At 35.9% G+C, this 19,848-nt stretch carries 14 protein-coding genes; 4 read left to right on the top strand and 10 right to left on the bottom strand.

The annotated features are described in order from the left end of the window. The first annotated feature begins 4 nt into the window (after positions 1–4). Both BUE10_RS12570 and BUE10_RS12565 read left to right on the top strand, forming a co-directional pair. The gene (locus BUE10_RS12570; RefSeq protein ID WP_073485560.1) at positions 5–2,005 is read left to right on the top strand and encodes a fumarate reductase/succinate dehydrogenase flavoprotein subunit; all 2,001 of its coding nucleotides are present in this window, start codon (positions 5–7) and stop codon (positions 2,003–2,005) included. A 94-nt stretch (positions 2,006–2,099) separates the two neighbouring features. Beyond that, a complete protein-coding gene (locus BUE10_RS12565; protein ID WP_073485558.1) occupies positions 2,100–2,846 on the top strand; it encodes a succinate dehydrogenase/fumarate reductase iron-sulfur subunit in 747 nt (248 codons plus the stop codon). A 66-nt stretch (positions 2,847–2,912) separates the two neighbouring features. On the opposite strand, the gene BUE10_RS12560 is transcribed toward BUE10_RS12565, so the two are convergent. After that, positions 2,913–5,216 carry a family 20 glycosylhydrolase gene (locus BUE10_RS12560; protein WP_073485557.1) on the bottom strand — a complete coding sequence of 768 codons (2,304 nt, stop codon included), beginning with the start codon at positions 5,214–5,216 and terminating at the stop codon, positions 2,913–2,915. Positions 5,217–5,406: 190 nt separating this feature from the next. On the opposite strand from BUE10_RS12560, the gene BUE10_RS12555 reads away from it, so the two are divergent. Beyond that, positions 5,407–6,183, top strand: a complete 777-nt coding sequence (locus BUE10_RS12555) for a DeoR/GlpR family DNA-binding transcription regulator (RefSeq protein ID WP_053473326.1) — start codon at positions 5,407–5,409, stop codon at positions 6,181–6,183. On the opposite strand, the gene BUE10_RS12550 is transcribed toward BUE10_RS12555, so the two are convergent. The 8 genes from BUE10_RS12550 to BUE10_RS12515 all read right to left on the bottom strand — a co-directional run bounded on the left by BUE10_RS12550 (position 6,180) and on the right by BUE10_RS12515 (position 17,071). After that, a complete protein-coding gene (locus BUE10_RS12550; protein WP_073485555.1) occupies positions 6,180–7,250 on the bottom strand; it encodes a dipeptidase in 1,071 nt (356 codons plus the stop codon). The genes BUE10_RS12555 and BUE10_RS12550 overlap by 4 nt on opposite strands. A gap of 17 nt (positions 7,251–7,267) precedes the next feature. Further along, positions 7,268–8,383, bottom strand: coding sequence for a D-TA family PLP-dependent enzyme (locus tag BUE10_RS12545; RefSeq protein WP_073485553.1), 1,116 nt, complete (start codon positions 8,381–8,383; stop codon positions 7,268–7,270). 3 nt (positions 8,384–8,386) lie between these two features. Next, positions 8,387–9,034 (bottom strand): beta/alpha barrel domain-containing protein, encoded by a 648-nt coding sequence (locus BUE10_RS12540; RefSeq protein WP_053473323.1) that lies wholly within the window; start codon positions 9,032–9,034, stop codon positions 8,387–8,389. A 9-nt stretch (positions 9,035–9,043) separates the two neighbouring features. Further along, positions 9,044–10,075, bottom strand: coding sequence for a sugar kinase (locus BUE10_RS12535; RefSeq protein WP_073485551.1), 1,032 nt, complete (start codon positions 10,073–10,075; stop codon positions 9,044–9,046). Positions 10,076–10,361: 286 nt separating this feature from the next. Then, positions 10,362–10,829, bottom strand: coding sequence for a RidA family protein (locus BUE10_RS12530; RefSeq protein ID WP_073485549.1), 468 nt, complete (start codon positions 10,827–10,829; stop codon positions 10,362–10,364). 4 nt (positions 10,830–10,833) lie between these two features. Then, complete coding sequence (locus tag BUE10_RS12525; RefSeq protein WP_073485547.1) at positions 10,834–12,153, bottom strand: GntP family permease; 1,320 nt, start codon at positions 12,151–12,153, stop codon at positions 10,834–10,836. A 201-nt stretch (positions 12,154–12,354) separates the two neighbouring features. Then, on the bottom strand, positions 12,355–13,881 hold the full coding sequence (locus BUE10_RS12520; RefSeq protein ID WP_073486119.1) for a SusD/RagB family nutrient-binding outer membrane lipoprotein: 1,527 nt from the start codon (positions 13,879–13,881) through the stop codon (positions 12,355–12,357). A gap of 34 nt (positions 13,882–13,915) precedes the next feature. Further along, entirely contained in the window at positions 13,916–17,071 is a 3,156-nt protein-coding gene (locus tag BUE10_RS12515; protein WP_073485545.1) for a SusC/RagA family TonB-linked outer membrane protein, read from the bottom strand. Between the two features lie 237 nt (positions 17,072–17,308). Here BUE10_RS12515 and BUE10_RS12505 point away from each other — a divergent pair, with 237 nt between their 5' ends. After that, complete coding sequence (locus BUE10_RS12505; protein WP_073485542.1) at positions 17,309–18,076, top strand: amidohydrolase; 768 nt, start codon at positions 17,309–17,311, stop codon at positions 18,074–18,076. Here BUE10_RS12505 and BUE10_RS12500 read toward each other — a convergent pair. Beyond that, a complete protein-coding gene (locus BUE10_RS12500; RefSeq protein WP_073485540.1) occupies positions 18,073–19,761 on the bottom strand; it encodes an Ig-like domain-containing domain in 1,689 nt (562 codons plus the stop codon). The two genes, BUE10_RS12505 and BUE10_RS12500, sit on opposite strands and share 4 nt — an antisense overlap. Positions 19,762–19,848 lie beyond the last annotated feature (87 nt).

Raw genomic sequence — 19,848 nt, 5'->3', positions numbered from 1 at the left:
TATAATGGCATTAGATTCAAAAATTCCTAGTGGTCCTATAGCGGACAAATGGACAAATTATAAAGATCATATTAATTTAGTAAACCCTGCTAACAAACGTAATTTAGATATTATTGTAGTTGGTACAGGTTTAGCTGGAGGTTCTGCTGCGGCTACTTTGGCTGAGTTAGGGTATAACGTAAAAGCATTTTGTTTTCAGGATTCACCTCGTCGTGCGCACTCTATTGCTGCACAAGGAGGTATCAATGCTGCAAAAAATTATAAAGGTGACGGTGACTCAGTTTACAGATTGTTCTACGATACTGTAAAAGGTGGTGACTACCGTGCACGTGAGGCAAACGTTCACCGTTTGGCTGAAGTTTCTGCAAATATTATTGACCAGTGTGTGGCTCAAGGGGTGCCATTGGCTCGTGAATATGGCGGACTTCTTGATAACCGTTCTTTTGGAGGAACTTTGGTTTCTCGTACATTTTACGCACAAGGTCAAACAGGACAACAATTATTGTTAGGGGCTTATTCTGCAATGAACCGTCAAATTGGCCGTGGAAAAATTAAAATGTACAACCGTCACGAAATGCTTGACATTGTAATTGTTGACGGAAAAGCGAGAGGTATTATCGCTCGTAACTTAATCACCGGAGAAATAGAAAGACATTCTGCTCACGCGGTAGTAGTTGGTTCTGGAGGATACGGAAACGTATTTTTCCTTTCAACAAATGCTATGGGAAGTAACGCAACAGCAGCTTGGAAAATTCATAAAAAAGGAGCGTTTTTCGCAAATCCTTGTTATACACAAATTCACCCAACATGTATTCCGGTTTCAGGAGATCACCAGTCAAAACTGACTTTGATGTCTGAATCTTTACGTAATGACGGTCGTATTTGGGTTCCTGCAAAATTAGAAGATGCTCAGGCAATTCGTGAAGGAAAGAAAAAAGCAACTGATTTATCTGAAGAAGAAAGAGATTATTTCTTAGAAAGAAGATACCCTGCGTTTGGTAACTTAGTACCTCGTGACGTTGCGTCTCGTGCGGCTAAAGAAAGATGTGATGCTGGTTTTGGAGTTAACAAAACAGGTGAAGCAGTTTATTTAGATTTCGCGGCAGCAATTAAACGTTACGGAACTGAAGATGCTTACGTAAAAGGTTTAGATGATAAAGATGCTGCTTTGGTAACTAAATTAGGAGCTGCAATCGTGAAAAGTAAATACGGAAACTTATTCCAGATGTATTACAAAATCGTTGACGAAGATCCTTATACTACACCAATGATGATTTACCCAGCGGTTCACTACACAATGGGTGGAACTTGGGTTGATTATAACTTAATGACGACAATTCCTGGATGTTTCTCAATTGGAGAGTCTAACTTCTCTGATCACGGAGCAAACAGACTTGGAGCTTCTGCTTTAATGCAAGGTTTAGCTGATGGATATTTCGTATTGCCATATACTATTGGAGATTATTTAGCTCCGGATATTAAAATGGGAGAAATTTCTACAGACTTACCAGAATTCGTTGAAGCTGAGAAAGCGGTTGTTGATCAAATAAATAAATTTATCAATAATAACGGAACTCATTCTGTTGATTATTTCCACAAAAAATTAGGAAAAATCATGTGGAATAAAGTAGGTATGGCTCGTAACGCTAAAGGTTTAACTGAGGCTATCGAAGAAATCGCTGCTTTACGTGAAGAGTTTTATAAAGATGTAAAAGTTCCTGGAAGCGCTTACGAATTTAATCAGGAATTAGAAAAAGCAACTCGTGTTGCCGATTTCTTAGAATTAGGAGAATTGTTCGCGAAAGATGCTTTACACCGTAATGAATCTTGTGGAGGTCACTTCCGTGAGGAATACCAAACAGAAGAAGGAGAAGCACTTCGTGATGATGATAACTTTGCATACGTTGCAGCTTGGGAATACAAAGGAAAACCAAGTGATGCAGTATTACACAAAGAACCTCTTAATTACGAAAACATTAAATTAGTTCAAAGAAGTTATAAATAAGAATTTGGTCGAAAGCCAAAGTCTTAAAGTCAAAAGGCAAAATGTGCCAAGCGACTTTCGACTTTCGACTTTATGACTTTCAAACGAAAAAGGTATGAAACTTACATTAAAAATATGGCGTCAAAAAAACGCCCAAGATAAAGGAGGGATTGTAGAATATCCTATCGACGGAATTGAACCAGATATGTCTTTCCTTGAAATGCTTGATGTTCTTAACGAACAATTAATCAACAAAGGAGAAGAGCCGGTAGCATTTGATCACGATTGTCGTGAAGGTATCTGCGGAATGTGTTCTTTATTCATCAACGGTGAAGCGCACGGACCAGACAGAGGTGTTACAACTTGTCAATTACACATGCGTATGTTTAAAGATGGTGATACGATTTTTATCGAGCCATTTAGAGCAAAAGCTTTCCCGGTAATTAAGGATTTAGTTGTTGACAGAAGTTCTTTTGACAGAATTCAACACGCAGGAGGATTTATCTCTGTAAACACTTCAGGAAATACAATCGATGCAAATACAATTCCAATCAACAAACACGATGCAGATAAATCATTTGATGCTGCTGCTTGTATTGGTTGCGGAGCTTGTGTTGCAACTTGTAAAAACTCATCGGCAATGTTATTCGTTGCTGCAAAAGTTTCTCAATATGCATTGTTGCCGCAAGGTAAAGTTGAGGCTGTTGACCGTGTATTAAACATGGTTCACCAAATGGATTTAGAAGGTTTTGGTAACTGTACAAATACAGGAGCTTGTGAAATCGAATGTCCAAAAGGAATTTCGCTTGAAAATATCGCACGTATGAACCGTGAGTATTTAGCAGCAAGCTTGAAAGGATAATTAAAACATACAATTTTAGTTTATATAGAAAAACGCTTCCGTTACAAATGGAAGCGTTTTTTGTTTTTACTCATAATACAACTGCGATTCACTTATTTCCTGTTTTTCTTTTCCTTCCTGCTGAATAAAACAAGTTAAAGTAGTTCCTCCAATTTGGTCAAAATAACTGATGTTGATTTTGTGAAACCCTTTTTCAAGTTTAACAATGCCGTAAGCTTCATTGAGCCAATGAATGCCATCGTTGTTTACGACTAGTTCATTATCGATAAAAAGCTTCGATCCGTCATCTGAAAGGGTCGAAATTGTATAATTTGCTGTTTCAGGAATAAAGATATATCCGTCAAATTTTAAGCCGATATAACGCTCTAATTTCGTTTTCCATTTTTCACTGCTGATTTTGCCTTCAAAAATGCCGGAATTAACAGGTTTTGCCAGTTCTAAATCCTGAACCTGCTGAAATAACGTTCCAGTAAAATAATCAAATTTTAATCCTTTTTTGGCTGGCTTTACCGCTAAAGCTGATTTTAGTTCTGGATTTCTAACCAATATTTTACTGATCGAACTTTTTCTGCCGCTCGGGCTGATTTGAACCGTTTTTATAATTCTAAATTCGCCTTTTGGAATATTTATCGTTACAGGTTTAGTATAAAGTTCTGCCGTTTCATCTGGATTGTAACCATCAATCGTATAAAAAATCTGTCCGTTTTTAATTGTTGGTTTTAAGTCCAGAATATATTTTGATGCGATTAAAGCCGTTTCTTCAGATCCAAAAGGAATTGGAACTTTATACATTCTTTTTTGTGATTCCAGTTTTTCTAAATGATGCGGAATTCTATTCAAAATAAAACTATTGTAGTTTTTATTCTGAGGTTCTGTCCAGGCAATTTCTGCTAAAGCAAATACACGGGGATAAATCATATAATTTAATTTCGCCGGACTTGTCAAATATTCAGACCAAAGATTCGACTGAACGCCCATAATATATTTTTGTTCCTCAACCGTTAAACTGTCTACAGGAGTTGGGTTGTACTTGTATATTTTTTCAACCGTTGTTAATCTTCCAATTGTTAAAGGTTCTTGTGGAGAATAACCTTGATTATAATCTAAATATAAAACCTGTTCCGGATTCATGATTACAAAATGCTTTTGTTTTGCCGCGCTGATTCCGCCAGATTCACCTCGCCATGACATCACGGCTGCATTTGGTGCAAGCCCGCCTTCGAGCATTTCGTCCCAGCCCAGAATTTGTCTTCCGTTTGCGTTTAAGAATTTCTCAATTCGGGTTGTGAGGTAACTTTGTAATTCATGTTCGTTTTTTAAACCTAGATCCTTAATTCTCTTTTGACAATTCGGACATTCTTTCCATCTTGCTTTTGGACATTCGTCTCCGCCAATATGAATGTATTTACTCGGAAATAAAGCCATAACTTCGGTTAGAACATCTTCTAAAAAAGTAAAAGTTTCCTCTTTTCCGGCACAAAAAATATCTTCAAAAACGCCCCATGATTCTACCACTTTATAATTTCGATCTGGAAAACACGATAAATTTGGATAAGCCGTTACTGCCGCAGTTGCATGACCCGGCATTTCGATTTCGGGAATAATATTCACATAATGATCTTCGGCAAATTTTACAACGTCTTTAATTTCTTCCTGAGTATAAAAACCGCCGTACGGATTTCCGTCAAAAAAATAGGGAGATCTTTCAAATTTATTGCCTACTAAAGTCTGTGTTCTTTTCGAACCTACTTCGGTCAGTTTAGGATACTTTTTTATTTCGATTCTCCAGCCCTGATCATCGGTTAAATGCCAATGGAAATTATTTAATTTATAATACGACATTTGTGCGATAAAATCTTTTATAACATTGACAGAGAAAAAATGACGGCAAACATCAAGGTGAAGCCCGCGGTAGTCATATCTGGGCTGGTCTTCAACAGAAATACAAGGTAATTTTACTTCTTGGTTTTTGGGTTGATTCGGTAAAAGCTGCAATAAACTCTGAACAGCATAAAATAATCCTTCTTCACTTCCGGTTACGGTTATTTTTTTCGAAGAAATATTGATTTTATACCCTTCTTTTTTTGAAGTTTCAGATGGTTTTTCTGCAATAAATAAAACTTCAATACTGCTTTTTTTATTTGACGTATTTGAGTTTACAGCCGACTCAAAAATCTGTGCCGTTTTCAATTCTTTTGCGCTGTATTTATTTTTATCAAATACAATTTTAATTTTTCCGTTGATGCGAATGCTGTCTCCGTTTGTTTTATAAAAATTTGGAGCCGGAATAATCGAAATATTATCTGAAGTACTTTGCGCATTTCCGAAAGAAAAACAGAAAATCAAAAAGAGAAATATACTTTTTTGCATGGTTACTTTTTTGTTTTGTTAAGCAAATTTAAGGTTTGTAAAATTAGTCTGCATTTTTTTTGCAAAACCAACTTGCGTTTAAATGTCTTTAAAATAGTGTAATTAACTTTTTAATTACGTTGTGTTATAATTTGTTTCGCAAGAATATTGCATTTATTGTTTACATTTGTCCTTACAAAAACGAATTTGCATGAATAATGATAATGAAGTGGTTAATTACACTAAAGAAGAACGTAAAAATCTTATTTTAAAAGAGATTAACTTGCATACTCGTGTAAGTTTTGAAACCCTTTCGGCTAAATTATTTGTTTCAGAAGATACTGTAAGACGTGATATAAATGAACTTGAGTCAGAATCTTTATTGATTAAAGTAAAAGGCGGGGCGATGACAAAAGCCTATCACCATTCTTCCTCTAATCAAACTTATGCGGGCGAATCCAAACAAATTATTGCGCAAAAAACGTTAGGTCTTCTTCATGACGGAATGGTTTTATTAATTGGCGGAGGAACCACAATTCGTGAATTCATTCGTTTAATTCCTAACGATTTAAGTTTAACTATATTTACGGTTACCGTTTTATCTGCGGTTGAACTTCTGGATAAACCCAACGTTAAAATTATCATGATCGGCGGCAGCATTTCATCGTACAGCCAAATGTGTGTGAGCGGCGATGTTTATAATCAGCTGGCTAATATTAAAGTCGATTTATTGATATTAGGAACTAATGCTTTAGATATCGAAGGCGGTTTCTCAGATTCTGACTGGGAAACGGTTCAGGTAAAAAAAGCAATGATTCAGGCTTCAGAAAAAACAGCGATTCTTACGATTTCTGAAAAACTGGATACGGTTCTAAAAATGAAAATTGCCAACTTATCTGAGGTTGATTACGTTGTGACGGAAGTTGATCCAAGCGACGAAAAATTACAATCGTATAAGAAGGCAGTTCCAAGTTTAGTTTTTATTTAATCCCAATTTTTCATTAAAAAGTTGATCCAGTTTTGGTGAAAGATTTTATTTAAATCTTCATCAGAATATCCGTGGTTTTTAAAAATCAGAACCAATTTTTGTAAATCAGCAATAGTATTTAAATCGTACGGAGATTGTTCTGTACCAAAAGCGCCATCCAAATCTGAACCTACACCAATGTGGTTCGCGTTTCCTGCCAATTGACAAATATGATCCATGTGTTTAAAAACCGTTTCTAAATCACAATTCATTTCTAATGGCATTGAAACACCTCTCTGCCAATTCGGAACCAGCATCCACGCATCTAAAGCGCCGCCAATAACAGCTCCTCTCGAAATCAAAGCTTTTATCATTTCATCGCTGTATTGACGATTGTGATCAACCAGACTTCTGCAATTGTTATGACTTGCCCAAACCGGCCCATTATAATGATCTAAAGCCTGCCAAAAAGCATCGTCGCACAAATGCGTTGCATCCAGAATAATATTCAAACGTTCCATTTCTTTCAATAAATCAAGACCGTTTTGATTCATTTTTCCCGTTGCGTCTGTTCCGTTTGCGTAACGTCCGGGGCCATAATGTGCAGGCCCAATCGCTCGTAAACCGTAATTGTATGCTTTCTCTAAATAAGAAATATCAATTATAGAATCAGCGCCTTCTAAACTTAAAATATACCCAATAGGTTTTTTATCGTTTGGAGTTCCGTCGTTCCAAAAATCAAGTTGTTTCTGGAGTGATTTTTTATCGGTAATCTGCGTTATTTCTCCGGCTTCTTCCATGGCTTTGTACCAAGTCAATTGCCCTTGCGTTTGCGCCCAGGCTTGTTCAGGAGAATTCCAACCCGGAATAATACTTCCAGGTTTTACAAATCTTGCAATCTGCGTTGCCACAACAATTCCGATATTGCCGCGTCGCAAATCAGGAAATGAAACTGTGGCACGTTCGCGATCCGGTTTGTCCGTCATTCCTTTTTCTAAACTGCGCAGAGTGGGAACATCATTTCTTAAATCACGGTTCCATTCCATCGCATTCATGCTCAGGTCTAAATGGGCGTCTATTATAAACATATATTTTGACTTAAATTTTATATATTAATTTCTCTGCTTCGGGCGGCAACCTTCCATTGATCACAAATTTGATGTCCTTTATTTACAACCTGAACAGCATCATAAAGAGCGCAGGTAGGGCATACATGATAAGGAAGTGCATAAATAGTGTCGCCAATTTTATACTCGTTTTTTCCTTTATTTTCTAAAATCAAATGTTCTTCAGAATGTGCTGTTGGGATTAGATTTTCATCATTTAAAATCACTAATCGTTTATCAATTGGATTTTCTGAAGCAACCGCTTTGTAGCCAATATCAATACAAAGTGTTGCATTTGTTGGTTTTGAAATTATAGTTCCAACGATAACTAAAGCAGGTTTGAATTTTTGTTCGGGCAGATGAATCTGATAATTAGAATCCCAAAAAACAAATGTTCCCGGACTGCATTCTACGTTTTCCTGCGTGGCATAAAACGGAAATGTATTAGAACCGCCGGCAACAATTTTTAATTCGTAACCCAATTTTTGTTCGATTGCTTCTGTTTTTTCTTTTATTTCAGAAAATGAGCTTGAAGCCGTATTCGTTCTTTCTTCGGCACTGCCTTTTAAATGGCCGTCGTAAATATGGATTCCTTCAAAATGAAGGTTTTTTAATTTAATAATTTTATCGATTAAAGCCGTCCAGTCTTCTGAAATTGAAAATCCGGTTCTGTTCATTCCCGTATTTAAATCCAGATAAACATTCAGTTCTAAATCATTTTCTTTAGCAATTTCATTTAAGGCTTTCGCCGAATCCAGATTGTCAACAATAGTCGAAAAAGAAGTATCAGGATATTTTTGAATCAGCGAAATCCATCTTTCTTTTTTAATTCCAATGGGTTGATAGGCAAGAAGAACATCCGGAATTTCGTGAATTGCTCCTAGTTCAGCTTCGGCAATTGTGGCGCATTTTATTTTTTTGATGTTGTAAATTTTAAACAACTCCAAAATTTCGCCAATTTTATGGGTTTTAATATGAGGCCTTAATTTTTGTGTGTCACCATTTACTGAACCAATAAGGCGTTCAAGATTAAACCGGATACGATCTTCGTAAGCGGCTAAAAATGGCGTATCAATGTTGATATCAGATTTAATTTTCCACCAATTTTCCTGCATAATTTAGTTTCTTGTTTTTTCTACAACTTCGATTAAATTTTGAAAAGCCTGCAATGCCTGCTCATAATTTAAATTCAAAAGCATTTCTTTCGAAAATAAATTAGAACCAATTCCCACGCAGACAACTCCAGATTTAAACCACGATTTTAAATTACTTTCTTCGAGCGTTACACCTCCGGTTGGCATTATTTTTAAACTAGGGAAAGGCGCTCGTATCGCTTTTACATATCCGGGACCACCGATTTTATCTGCCGGAAAAAGTTTTACAACCTCGGCACCTAATTTATTGGCGTGTAATATTTCATTTAAAGTAGCAGCCCCGGGAATCCAGTAAATATTATTCTTAAGGCAATACGCTCCAATTTCCGGATCAGTATGCGGACAAACAATGCAGTCTGCTCCTAATTGATGGTATATTGCTGCTTCATCAACAGACAAAATAGAGCCAACGGCTATTTTAACATCCAGATTATTTGCTTTTTTAAAGGCTGTCATTTGGGTGAAAACTTCTTTTGCATCATTGGCGCGAGCAGCAAACTCGATAATTTTTATGCCAGCATCAGCCGCTGATTGCAATACTATTTGGGCTGTTTCAATGTTGATTTGGGTTACTAACGGAAGTACACCTTGCGTTTTTAAAATGCTGTACATATTCTTTATTTATCTATTAATTCTATTACTTGAGCCGTTTTTAATAAAATGACTTATTTCGTTGAGATTGCTTATGGCAAAATCTCCGTGAATGCTTTGTTTGATTACGCCGCAGGCTGTTGCCCATTCAATGCATTCCTGTCCGGATAATTTGTTGGATAATCCATATAATAATCCGGCGTTGAACGCATCTCCAGAGCCAATTTGGTCGGTTACAACATGTATTTTGTGTTCTGGCGTTTGGTAAAAATTGCCTTCATGTATCAATAAACCTTTATACAAATGAGCTGGTCCATCTGATTTTCTAAAACTCATTGCGAGAGTTTTTAGAAAAGGCATTTTTGCTTTTAATAATTCAAATGTTTTTTGAAAACGGTTTTCATCAGATTCATTTTTGTCGGTTTTGATTCCGAAATAAATTTCAATCGCATCCAAGTCAGCAACGGTTATGGTGCTGTATTGTAATAAATCTGGCATAATTTCCGACGGATGTTTTCCGTACTGCCATAATTTCGATCTGTAATTAAAATCAGAAGAAATTGGCAACCCTTTTTTATGCGCTGCCAAAATCGCTTCTTTGCAGGCTAAACCAGCTTCATTAGAAACTCCCGGACTTATTCCTGACCAATGAAAATGCGTAACATCTTCTAAAACTTTATTCCAGTTAATTTGATCTTTTTGAATGGTTGCAAAAGACGAATTGCTTCGGTCGTAAATAACCTGCGATTGTCTGATTTGATTTCCGGATTCAACAAAATATAAGCCCAAACGCTCTCCGCCATAAACACATTTTGAAGTATTTACTTTGTATTTCTGAAGTTCGTTTAAAGCCAGTTGTGCCAAATCATTTTCGGGCAATCGGGTAATATAATCGGTTTGGATTCCGAGTTGAGAAAGTAAAACACAAACATTGGCTTCGGCACCGCCCACATGAATTTTTATTTCATCTGCCTGTGTAAACCGGTTTCCATTGGCAACATTCATCCGAAGTAATAATTCTCCAAATGTTGCTATTCTTGCTTGTGAGGTAATTGTATTCATGGTTTTGTTTTTTTTGCCACAGATTATACAGATTAAAATGATTTTTTTTTGGATAGTGATTAAATCTTTTTGCTACGAATTACACGAATTTGCACTAATTTTTATATGCTTGAAGTAAAAAAAGTAATTCGTGAAAATTCGTGTAATTCGTGGCGAAAAAAAATAATCCTTTTAATCTGTGTAATCTGTGGCCTATATTTTTTTACATAACCACAGACTTAGAATCAAAGTATTTCCTTAACCAATTCAGATTGCTCTTTAATCGTTATCGTCTGTGGCCTATTTTTTAGAATAATTCGAAAACAGCTTCAACTTCAACAGGAATATTGTCTGGTAAAGAACCCATTCCTACGGCGCTTCTTACTCCAATTCCGTTTTCCTGTCCCCAAACTTCAGCAAACAATTCACTGCAGCCGTTTATTACATAAGGATGTCTTAGGAAATCACCATTGCAATTCACCATTCCTAAAACTTTTATAACTCGTTTTACTTTATTCAGGCTTCCAAAATTGGTTACAATTGTCGAAAGCATGGTTAAGCCGACTTGTCTTGCGGCTAGTTTTCCTTCTTCGATATCCATATCATTGCCAATTCGGCCAATGATTAAGGATTTATCGTCGCGAACAGGACCGTGACCAGAAAGATACAAGTATTTTCCGTCGACTAAATAAGGTTTATATATACCAAGAGGTTGAGGTGCTGGCGGTAATGAAAGGCCAAGGGTTTCAAATTTTTCTTGTGGTAATAAATTCATGATATTAATGTATAATTGAGTTTAAAATAAATACGAAAACAATTCCTAAAACAGAGACTAAAGATTCCATAACCGTCCATGATTTGAACGTGTCTTTCAGGCTGATATTAAAATATTCTTTGAACATCCAAAAACTTGGATCGTTTACATGCGAGCACATTAAGCTTCCTGCTCCAACAGATAAAACTAACAGATTGGGATCGAGACCAGCAGTTTGTAACAAAGGTAATAAAACGCTCGCAGTCATTAATCCGGCTGCGGTTGCAGAACCTACACAAACGCGAATAATCGCCGCCATCATCCAGGCCAATAAAAATGGATGAATGTTTATTTGTGTTAAGGCTGCAATTATAGTTTCGTTTACACCGCTAACGATCATAACTTCTTTCAAGCCTCCCGCACCGCCAACGATTAAAACAATCAAAGCGACATCTTTTATAGCGACTGCATAATCGTCCATTACCGATGTGATGCTTCGGTTCATTCTAATCCCTAAAGTGTAGGTGCAGAGCAATAAAGAAATAAGCATAATCATACTTGGTTCTCCTACTGTTTTGCAAATTTCATTCAGCGTTTCATTAGTTGAAATTAAGGGTAATATGGAAGTTATAGTCAAACCAAAAACCGGAAATAAAGCCGAAAATAAACTAAGCGAGAAACTCGGAAGTTTACCGTGGTTTACGACTTCTTCGACATTCAAAATTTCATGATCCGATTCGGTTTTGATGTTTTTAAGTAAATTAGAAAATAATAAACCCGCAATAAAAATAGTCGGAATCGCAATTATAATTCCGTAAACTAAAACAAGTCCAATATCAGCATTTAAAATACTGCTCAAAGCCATTGGTGACGGATGCGGGGGCAAAAAACCGTGTGCTACTGAAAGCGACGCCAGCATTGGAATTCCCAGATATACTTTTGACAGTTTAAATTGATGGGCTACTGAAAAGATTAGTGGTACTAACAAAACAAATCCAACACTATAAAATAGAGGTATCCCAACAATAAACCCGGTAATCATTAAGCCGAGTCGAACGTATTTTCTGCCCGTCCATCCCATGACTGTTTTGGCAATAACATTGGCGGCGCCTGATGAAACGGTAAGTTTACCAATACAGGTTCCGAAAACAATAATCAGCGTAATAGATCCTAACATTTCGCCCAGCCCTTTTTGAACGGTTTGTGACAAAGTGCTTATTGGCAGGCCTAAAAACAGGCCTGCTAATAAAGCTGTTATGATAAAGGCAATAAACGGATTGATTTTAAGCCAAGCTATTTGTATGATTAAAAACGCAATGCATGCCGTAAGAATTAAAATGCTCATTTATCTTTTTGTGTTTTTTATTTTAATTTGTGCCGTTAGGCACTTAATATCGGTAGAAAACATTAATTAGAATATCCAGCGTGCCGTAGGTACGCAATAGTCATTGTATGTTGCGTACCTACGGCACGCCAACGAATTTGAAACCTATATGACTACCAATATTAAGTGCCTAAAGGCACATTTTTTCAATTCTTGATTCGTTTATTTATCCCACCAGATTTTTGTTGTAAAAGCGTCTTCACCCTGACGTTTAACCGCTTCTGCTAAGTTAGTTGAATTCACTGAATATTCGCTGGTTGGATATTTGAAACGTCTTGGTATTGTGCCGTTTGTAACGTTACCCGGAAAATTTACAGGAACTAAAACAGGATACCCTGTTCTTCTCCAGTTGGCATAAATTTCCTGCTCGTCTACAAATAAAGCCACATAAATCTGCGTATGAATTTTATTCATTTTCTCTGCAAAAGTTCCTGCTGCATTGTATGGATTTGCTGTTAAATATGGCGCTGCATCTGGAATCGCATATCCAGCTCCGTAGATTCCCATGTTTAAGAAAGAAGCCTGCACCCCTTTTTCATATAAATCTTTATCAGATGCAGCATACCATCCTCTTGCAGCGGCTTCGGCTAAATATAAATTGGTTTCGGCATTGCTGATTAAAACAAGCGGTGCATCGTATTTAAAAACCGTACTTTGGTTAGGTTCAGAATACGTTGCTTGTTCAGTAGGAGTTGGGGCAATTTTAGTTCCGTTAGGGAAACCTTTTTGAACGGCAAGCGCGGTATTTTGAGTTGTTCCCTGCCAAACACCGGCATAAACACTAATTCTAGGATCGGCAGTTGATTGTAATAAATCGATAAATGTTTTAGCTAATTTTCCGCCCTCCACATTTTTTGTACCGTAAGAACCCGCTGTAAAATCTTGTTTTCTCGAATCGAAACCAACCGGATTTCTATTAAAATCATTTGGTCCGTCTGTATATTTCATGATGGCGTTATCTGTTCCGTTTAAAATTACACCGCCGGCAATTGCTTTTGTTACCCAGGTTTGTGCCAATGCAGCATCAACTTTTGTTAATCGTAATCCTAAACGAAGCATTAACGAGTAAGAGAACTTTTTCCATTTGGCAACATCTCCGTCATAAATAAAATCAGATTTTCCAAAACTTGGTTTTGCAGGATCTAACGCAGCAGCAGCTTCATCCAATTCTTTTAATAAATCTTTATAGATAAATTCCTGAGTATCGTATTTTGGAAGGAAAATCTGTGTCGTATTTGCTTTTGCAGCTTCAGAGTACGGAATATCTCCATATAAATCGGTCAATTTATGATATAAATACACTTTCCAAATTCTCGCAATATTCAATTTGTTGCTATCGTTTGGATTGTTTTTTACCTCATTTATTACAATTTCAGTTTCGTTTAAAGCCAATGGATAGGCCTGATTGAAATAAGCAGAAAAATAAACTTCGTTGCTTAAATATTTATCTCCCACACCAGAAGCTTCTTTGTATGTTGCGTAATGCTGCAGTAATCCGCCGCATTCCAGAATATTGGTGAAGAAATAATTATTGTTTAATCCGTCAAGCTGTGCTTTACTGAAAACAAAATTCGGATTTGGTTTATCAACTGAATTTGGGTTGGTATTGATTTCATCAAAATCATCGTTACAAGCTGTCATGCTTCCTAAAAGCAAGCCTGCGATATATAATAGGGTTATCTTTTTCATGTCTTTTAATTTAATTATTAGAAATAAAGCAAGCTTAAAATTTGACATTTAAGTTTAAACCGAAACTTCTTGTTTTTGGTACTCCAAATTGTTCTACACCCTGAGCATTTCCGGCACTAAATACAGATTCAGGATCTACGTTTGGCGTTTTCTTGTAAAGGATAAATAAGTTTCTCGCCACAAATGAGACAGAAGCGCCCTGAAGTTTTGATAATCCTTTTATTTTTTCAATAGGTAAATCGTAACCCAGAATTACTTGTCTTAATTTGATGAAACTGGCATCATAAACAAATTCAGAAGAAATATTTCTTAAACCGTCATAATACGTTCTTAGGTTTTCCGGAGCAATTACCATATCAACCGGATTCCCGTTAACATCAACGCCTTTAATTGGCAACCCGCTTTCACGACCTTCAAGCGTCAGTTTTGTCAATCCCATACGAGTTCCGTATAAGTTTGTTCCAGAATATAAACTTCCGCCAAACTTCCCGTCGATTAAAAAGCTCAATGAAATGTTTTTGTATTTGAATTCGTTGGTAAGTCCCGCAGCCCAAGGATGAACTCCCTGACCTAATTCTTCAAGTGGGCCTTGTGCAATAGTTGCAGATCCGCCGCTTACATTATAAACCGTATTTCCGTTAGCATCTTTACGAGGTCTGTACCCTTTTATAATACTGTACGGACGCCCAACGTCACTTGTAATCGTTACATATCCGTTTACAGAAGTTGCCATTGTAATTGAGTTTAACTGATCTGTAAGTGCTTCAACTTTGTTTTCATTGTAAGATCCGTTGAAACTTGCGTCCCAGGAGAACTTATCAGAATTGATAATTTTACCGCTTACTAAAAACTCAACCCCTCTGTTTCTCATTTTTCCTAAATTCAATAAAGCTGTATTAGCTCCGGAAGCTGTAGAAATTGTAGTTTCGACAATATCATTTGTAGTAGCACGGTTGTACCAAGCAAAATCAAGATTTAAACGATTGTTGAAAAATCCTAAATCTGTTCCAATTTCAAATGTTGTAGAAGTCAACGGACTTAAAGTCGCGTTTGGAACTCTTGAACTTGTTGGCCCCTGAACCTGCTGACCGTTGTGTCCGCCCTGAATCATTGAGTACGATTGGTTCAATGCATAAGGATCTGGCGTTGCGCCTCCCACTTCTGCCCATGAACTTCTTAGTTTAGCAAACGAAACAAATTCCGGCAGTGTTATAATATCCGAAACAATTATACTTGTTCCAACAGAAGAATAAAATACGGTATTGTTTTCTTTTGAAAGGGTAGAAAACCAATCTTGACGGCCTGTTACATTTAAAAACACAATGTTTTTATAATCAAAATCGGCAGCGCCGTAAACCGAGTTGGTTTTAGTTTTTCCGTAAGGATAGCTATAAGCCAAAGTTGATAAATTACTTAAAGCGTAAAAATCATCTAATACAAAATTTGAACCTTCAACTCTGGTTTCGTCTCTCAATGTAGTACGAGAGTTAACTCCAACTAAAGCATTTAAAGAGAAATCATTATAAAAATTCTTTTTGGTGTAATTAAGAATTGCTTCAGAATTTATATTAGATAATTTCATTTTAGAACCTTGCGCATATCCAACCGGATTGTTTAAAGTTGTTTTTGGAATGTATCCGAAGAAATCATAATCGGTATAATCTTGTCCAATTCTACCTTGAAGGAATAATTCAGGAGTAAAATTTACTTTTACATTCAACATCCCAATGAAACGATTTTTAGTGTCTTTGTTTTTAATTTTATTGACAACAAAATAAGGGTTTGTTGCAACAGCAACAGGATTCCATGCTTCTTCAACTCCATTTTCATCATAACCTGGGGCAAGATTTCGAATGTCAACAGTATTACCAATCATGTAAGTCCCCCAGTTTGGATTTGCCTCCGCATCAGAAACCGTTACTCTGTTGTTGGATTTTTCTAAATTATATTGTGCTACAACATCAAATTTTAGCCAGTTTGTTAAGTTTACATTACTCGCAATGTTGATGCTTTTTCGGTTAAAATCAGAATTTGGAACCACACTTTGGTTATCCATATTCGAGAACGAAAGACGGCCTGTAGCTTTTTCATTTCCTCCAGATAAAGCAAGGGAGTTAATGAATGTCGTTCCTGTTTCGTAGAAATTTTTAATGTTATTTTTTTGTGCAACATAAGGTCTTGAAACACCATCAAACTGAATTACGTTGCTTCCGTCAATTTTAGCTCCCCAAGACCAGCGTCCGGCTGCAACAGCTTCTGCCTGCGTGGTTGGTTTTTTTCCATTTGCTCCAGAACCATATTCATACTGCCAGTCAGGAATAATCGAAGGTGTTTCGAATGTAAATGAAGAATTATATTCAACACCAATTCCTTTTTGAGCAGAACCTCTTTTCGTTTGAATCAAAATTACACCGTTTGCAGCATTTGCACCATAAAGCGCGGCAGCCGTTCCACCTTTTAAAACCGTAATCGTTTTAATATCATCGGCATTGATAACAGAAGTTCCGTCACCACGGTCCACATTTATTCTCGTTGAACCGGCACCGTTTCCAATTCCCGGTAAATTAAGCTGTGTATTATCAATTGGTAAATCGTTAACTACATACATCGGCTGGTTATTTCCGTTCAAAGATCCGTTTCCACGAATTACAACTCTCGTTGATCCATTTGCTCCGGTTGAGGTACTGCTCACGTTTACTCCGGCAATTTTTCCAACCAATGCATTCGAAATATTAGTTTCTTTCGCTTTTGTAAATTCTGTTCCTTTTAATTCAGTAACAGCGTAGGCAACAGATTTACTGCTTTTTTTAACTCCCAATGCGGTAACTAAAACTTGTTCCAGAACATTTTCGGCAGGTTTTAATCGAATCGTTAAATCTGACGTTTTGAGTAAGGCAAATGATAAAGTTTCATAGCCCATGTAACTTATAATAATATGAACTTCGTTTTCTGGAACTTTTAATTTGAATTTTCCGTTTTCATCAGATATTGCTGCTATTTTATTATTGCTCTCGGCATAAATTGTAGCTCCGGCAATTGGCATTCCATCATCCTGACCTAAAATCTGGCCTGAAATTTCAACTTGATTGCTTTGTTGTTCAAAAAGATGCTTTTTTATTGCAACCTCTTTGGCGTTTGTGGAGAAGATGATTCCTCCAATAAACACTAATGAAATAAGCTTTGTTTTCATAATAGTTTGGTTTTCATGTTTTTCTTTTGGTTTTTTATTGGCAAATCAAATATATAGATTAATTTCAAATATTTGCGTTTTTTTTGCAATAACTGCATTTTTTTTGCAATAAAATTTATTCAAGTATTTTTTTAATCTTAAAAACATTTGATTTTTAAAGGTGTTCTGAGAAAATTTTGCAAAATGAGCTTTTTCATTAAAAAAATAATTTTGGCTGAAAATTCGTATTTTTGAAAAATGAAAATCGCACTTATTCAATCAGAACTGGTTTGGGAAGAAGCTTCTGCAAACAGAAAAAACTTTGAATCGAAAATAAAACAGATCGATCAGCAGGTCAATTTGATTGTTTTGCCAGAAATGTTTTCGACAGGATTTACTATGAATCCTTCGGCAGTTGCCGAAACGATGGAAGGGGAAACTGTTTTGTGGATGAAATTTATTGCGAAAGAAAAAAATAGCGCCGTGACGGGAAGTGTGGTCATTACCAAAAATGGTAATTATTATAATAGAATGTTATTTGTTTTTCCGTCGGGAGACATTCAATATTATGACAAGCGTCATTTATTTACGCTAGCCGGAGAAGATAAATTTTATACTGCAGGAATTCACAAAGCAATTGTTGATTATTTAGGATGGAAAATCTGCCTGCAGGTTTGTTATGACTTACGTTTTCCGGTTTTTGTGCGAAATGTCGAAAACTACGATTTACTTTTATACGTTGCCAACTGGCCAAAAGTGCGCACCAACGCTTGGGACGCCTTACTTAAAGCGCGTGCGATTGAAAACCTAAGTTATGTTGTGGGTGTAAACCGAATTGGGCTTGACTCCAATAACTACGAACATATCGGACATTCGCAGGTTGTTGACTTTTTAGGAAATTACATTTTAGAACCACAAGAAACAGAAGGTGTTTTTGTGGTTGATTTAGATAAAAATGAAATGCTGGAAACCCGAAAAAAACTCGACTTTTTAAGCGACAAAGATATTTTTGAGATTAAAACTTAGAAAGCTTTTCGCTGCTTTTCCTCTTTTTTCTTCTTTTTTGCGTCTTCTTTTTTCTCTATTTCAGGACTAAACGGAATATTTAAGTCGATGCTTTGATCGACATCCCAATTGCTGCGGACATCGACTTCTTGCTGATAATAAAAAACTTCTTCGGCATATCGTTTATCAAGGAAACTTCCGGCATCGTACATTTTGTTTTTATTATCGTCATAAATAATCCTGACCGTAAATTGAGTTGGTACTAATAAATTGAATTCAATTTTAGTACTTCCTTCAGAATATTCGCTGGCCAAAACTTCATCGCCTTTTTTGTTTGTTATTTCAACAATGATAGGGAAACGTTTTATATTTTTCAAATTTAAAACTAAGTTTCCGTAATCGGCAGCCTCTTTTGTGGTTAGTTTATACAATAAAGTATCATTTGTTTTTTCATAGAAATCAGTCAGCGCACCCGGGAAAAACGTAAAATTGTATTTTTCCAGAGGTTCTTTCTTGAAATCAACATACAGCTTCTGATTAAATTCATCGTATTCTGTAGTAAAATCAACAGCTGTCGAATCTTTGTTAACTAATTTAATTTTTGATTTATCGAACTTCACTAAAGGCGTTTCAGTTTCTAAAGTAAATCTTTCTCTAAAATTAATAATTCCGTTTTGAACCGCTTTAATATTTAAAGTATCCTTTTTCTGGTCTTTTACCCTAAAAGTAAACCTCTTTTTATATGTATCACGACTAACTTCTAACGATAAAGAATCAGCTTTTAAAGGTTTATACCAAACCTGAAGCGAATCTTTTTTAGGAAACTGCGTTACAATAGTTTCAAGAATCTGGTCATTGTTTTTAAGGACAATGGTTGGTTTGTTGATCTTGAAATTTTGTTTTCCTTCATAAGGTAAAAGCAATCTGTTTCCTGATGCCTGAATTGGTTTTACAGCCTTTAGCGGAAGTGTTTCCTTGAATAATTCCAAATCAAAAACAGTATCATTTGGTACCGTAATAAAATGTTTGATAAACCCAATTTTATCATCTTTTGGGTTGTATTTATTATTGCTTGATTTATCTTTTAAAGCAACCAAAAGATATTTTCCGGCTTTTAAATTTTCAAATTCAAAAGTTCTTAAACTGTCTAAAGTATTGGTAACGTAACGCGGAAAATCTTTGTAAATAACAGAATCTTTGTATTTGTCATTTGCTTCATACAACATTACAGAAACAAAATTATCTACCTTTTTTTCATAAGAATCCTTAATGCTTCCTCTAAGTTTTAGGGAATCAATATAAGGTCCCGTCGAAAAAACATATTTAAACTGGTTTATCGCATTTCCTTCGTTATTATCAGTAATACTTTGTCCAAAATTAAAGCTATACGTTGTGTTGGGTTGTAAAGTATCTTTAATTTTTATGTTTAAAAATTTACTGACGCCAGTTGGATAAATCAACGGCTCATTTTTCATTGGAGGTGAAATAACAAGCTGTTTGTTGAGGTTTTTCAACTTTACATATTCATCAAAAACCAATGTAATTTCGTTTCCTTTAAAATCAGTACTGAAATTTTTAGGAACACTCGAAACCAAAACAGGAGCCAAAGTATCTTTTAATCCGCCAGTTATACTGCCTCTTTTGGCGCAGCTCATCATTAATAATACCAATAAAAATGAAATGTATTTGAGTTTGCTTTTAAACATAGCGGTTTTTAAATTTGATTGCACAAAATAACAATTATATTTGCTTTAATTGAAATTTTTTGGCCATTTATTAGGATTTACAGCTTT

It is taken from the genome of Flavobacterium sp. CF108, assembly GCF_900129795.1.
Taxonomy (GTDB): domain Bacteria; phylum Bacteroidota; class Bacteroidia; order Flavobacteriales; family Flavobacteriaceae; genus Flavobacterium.
The sequence above is the reverse complement of the archived record's forward strand: the minus strand, read 5'-3'. Positions and strand labels throughout refer to the sequence as shown.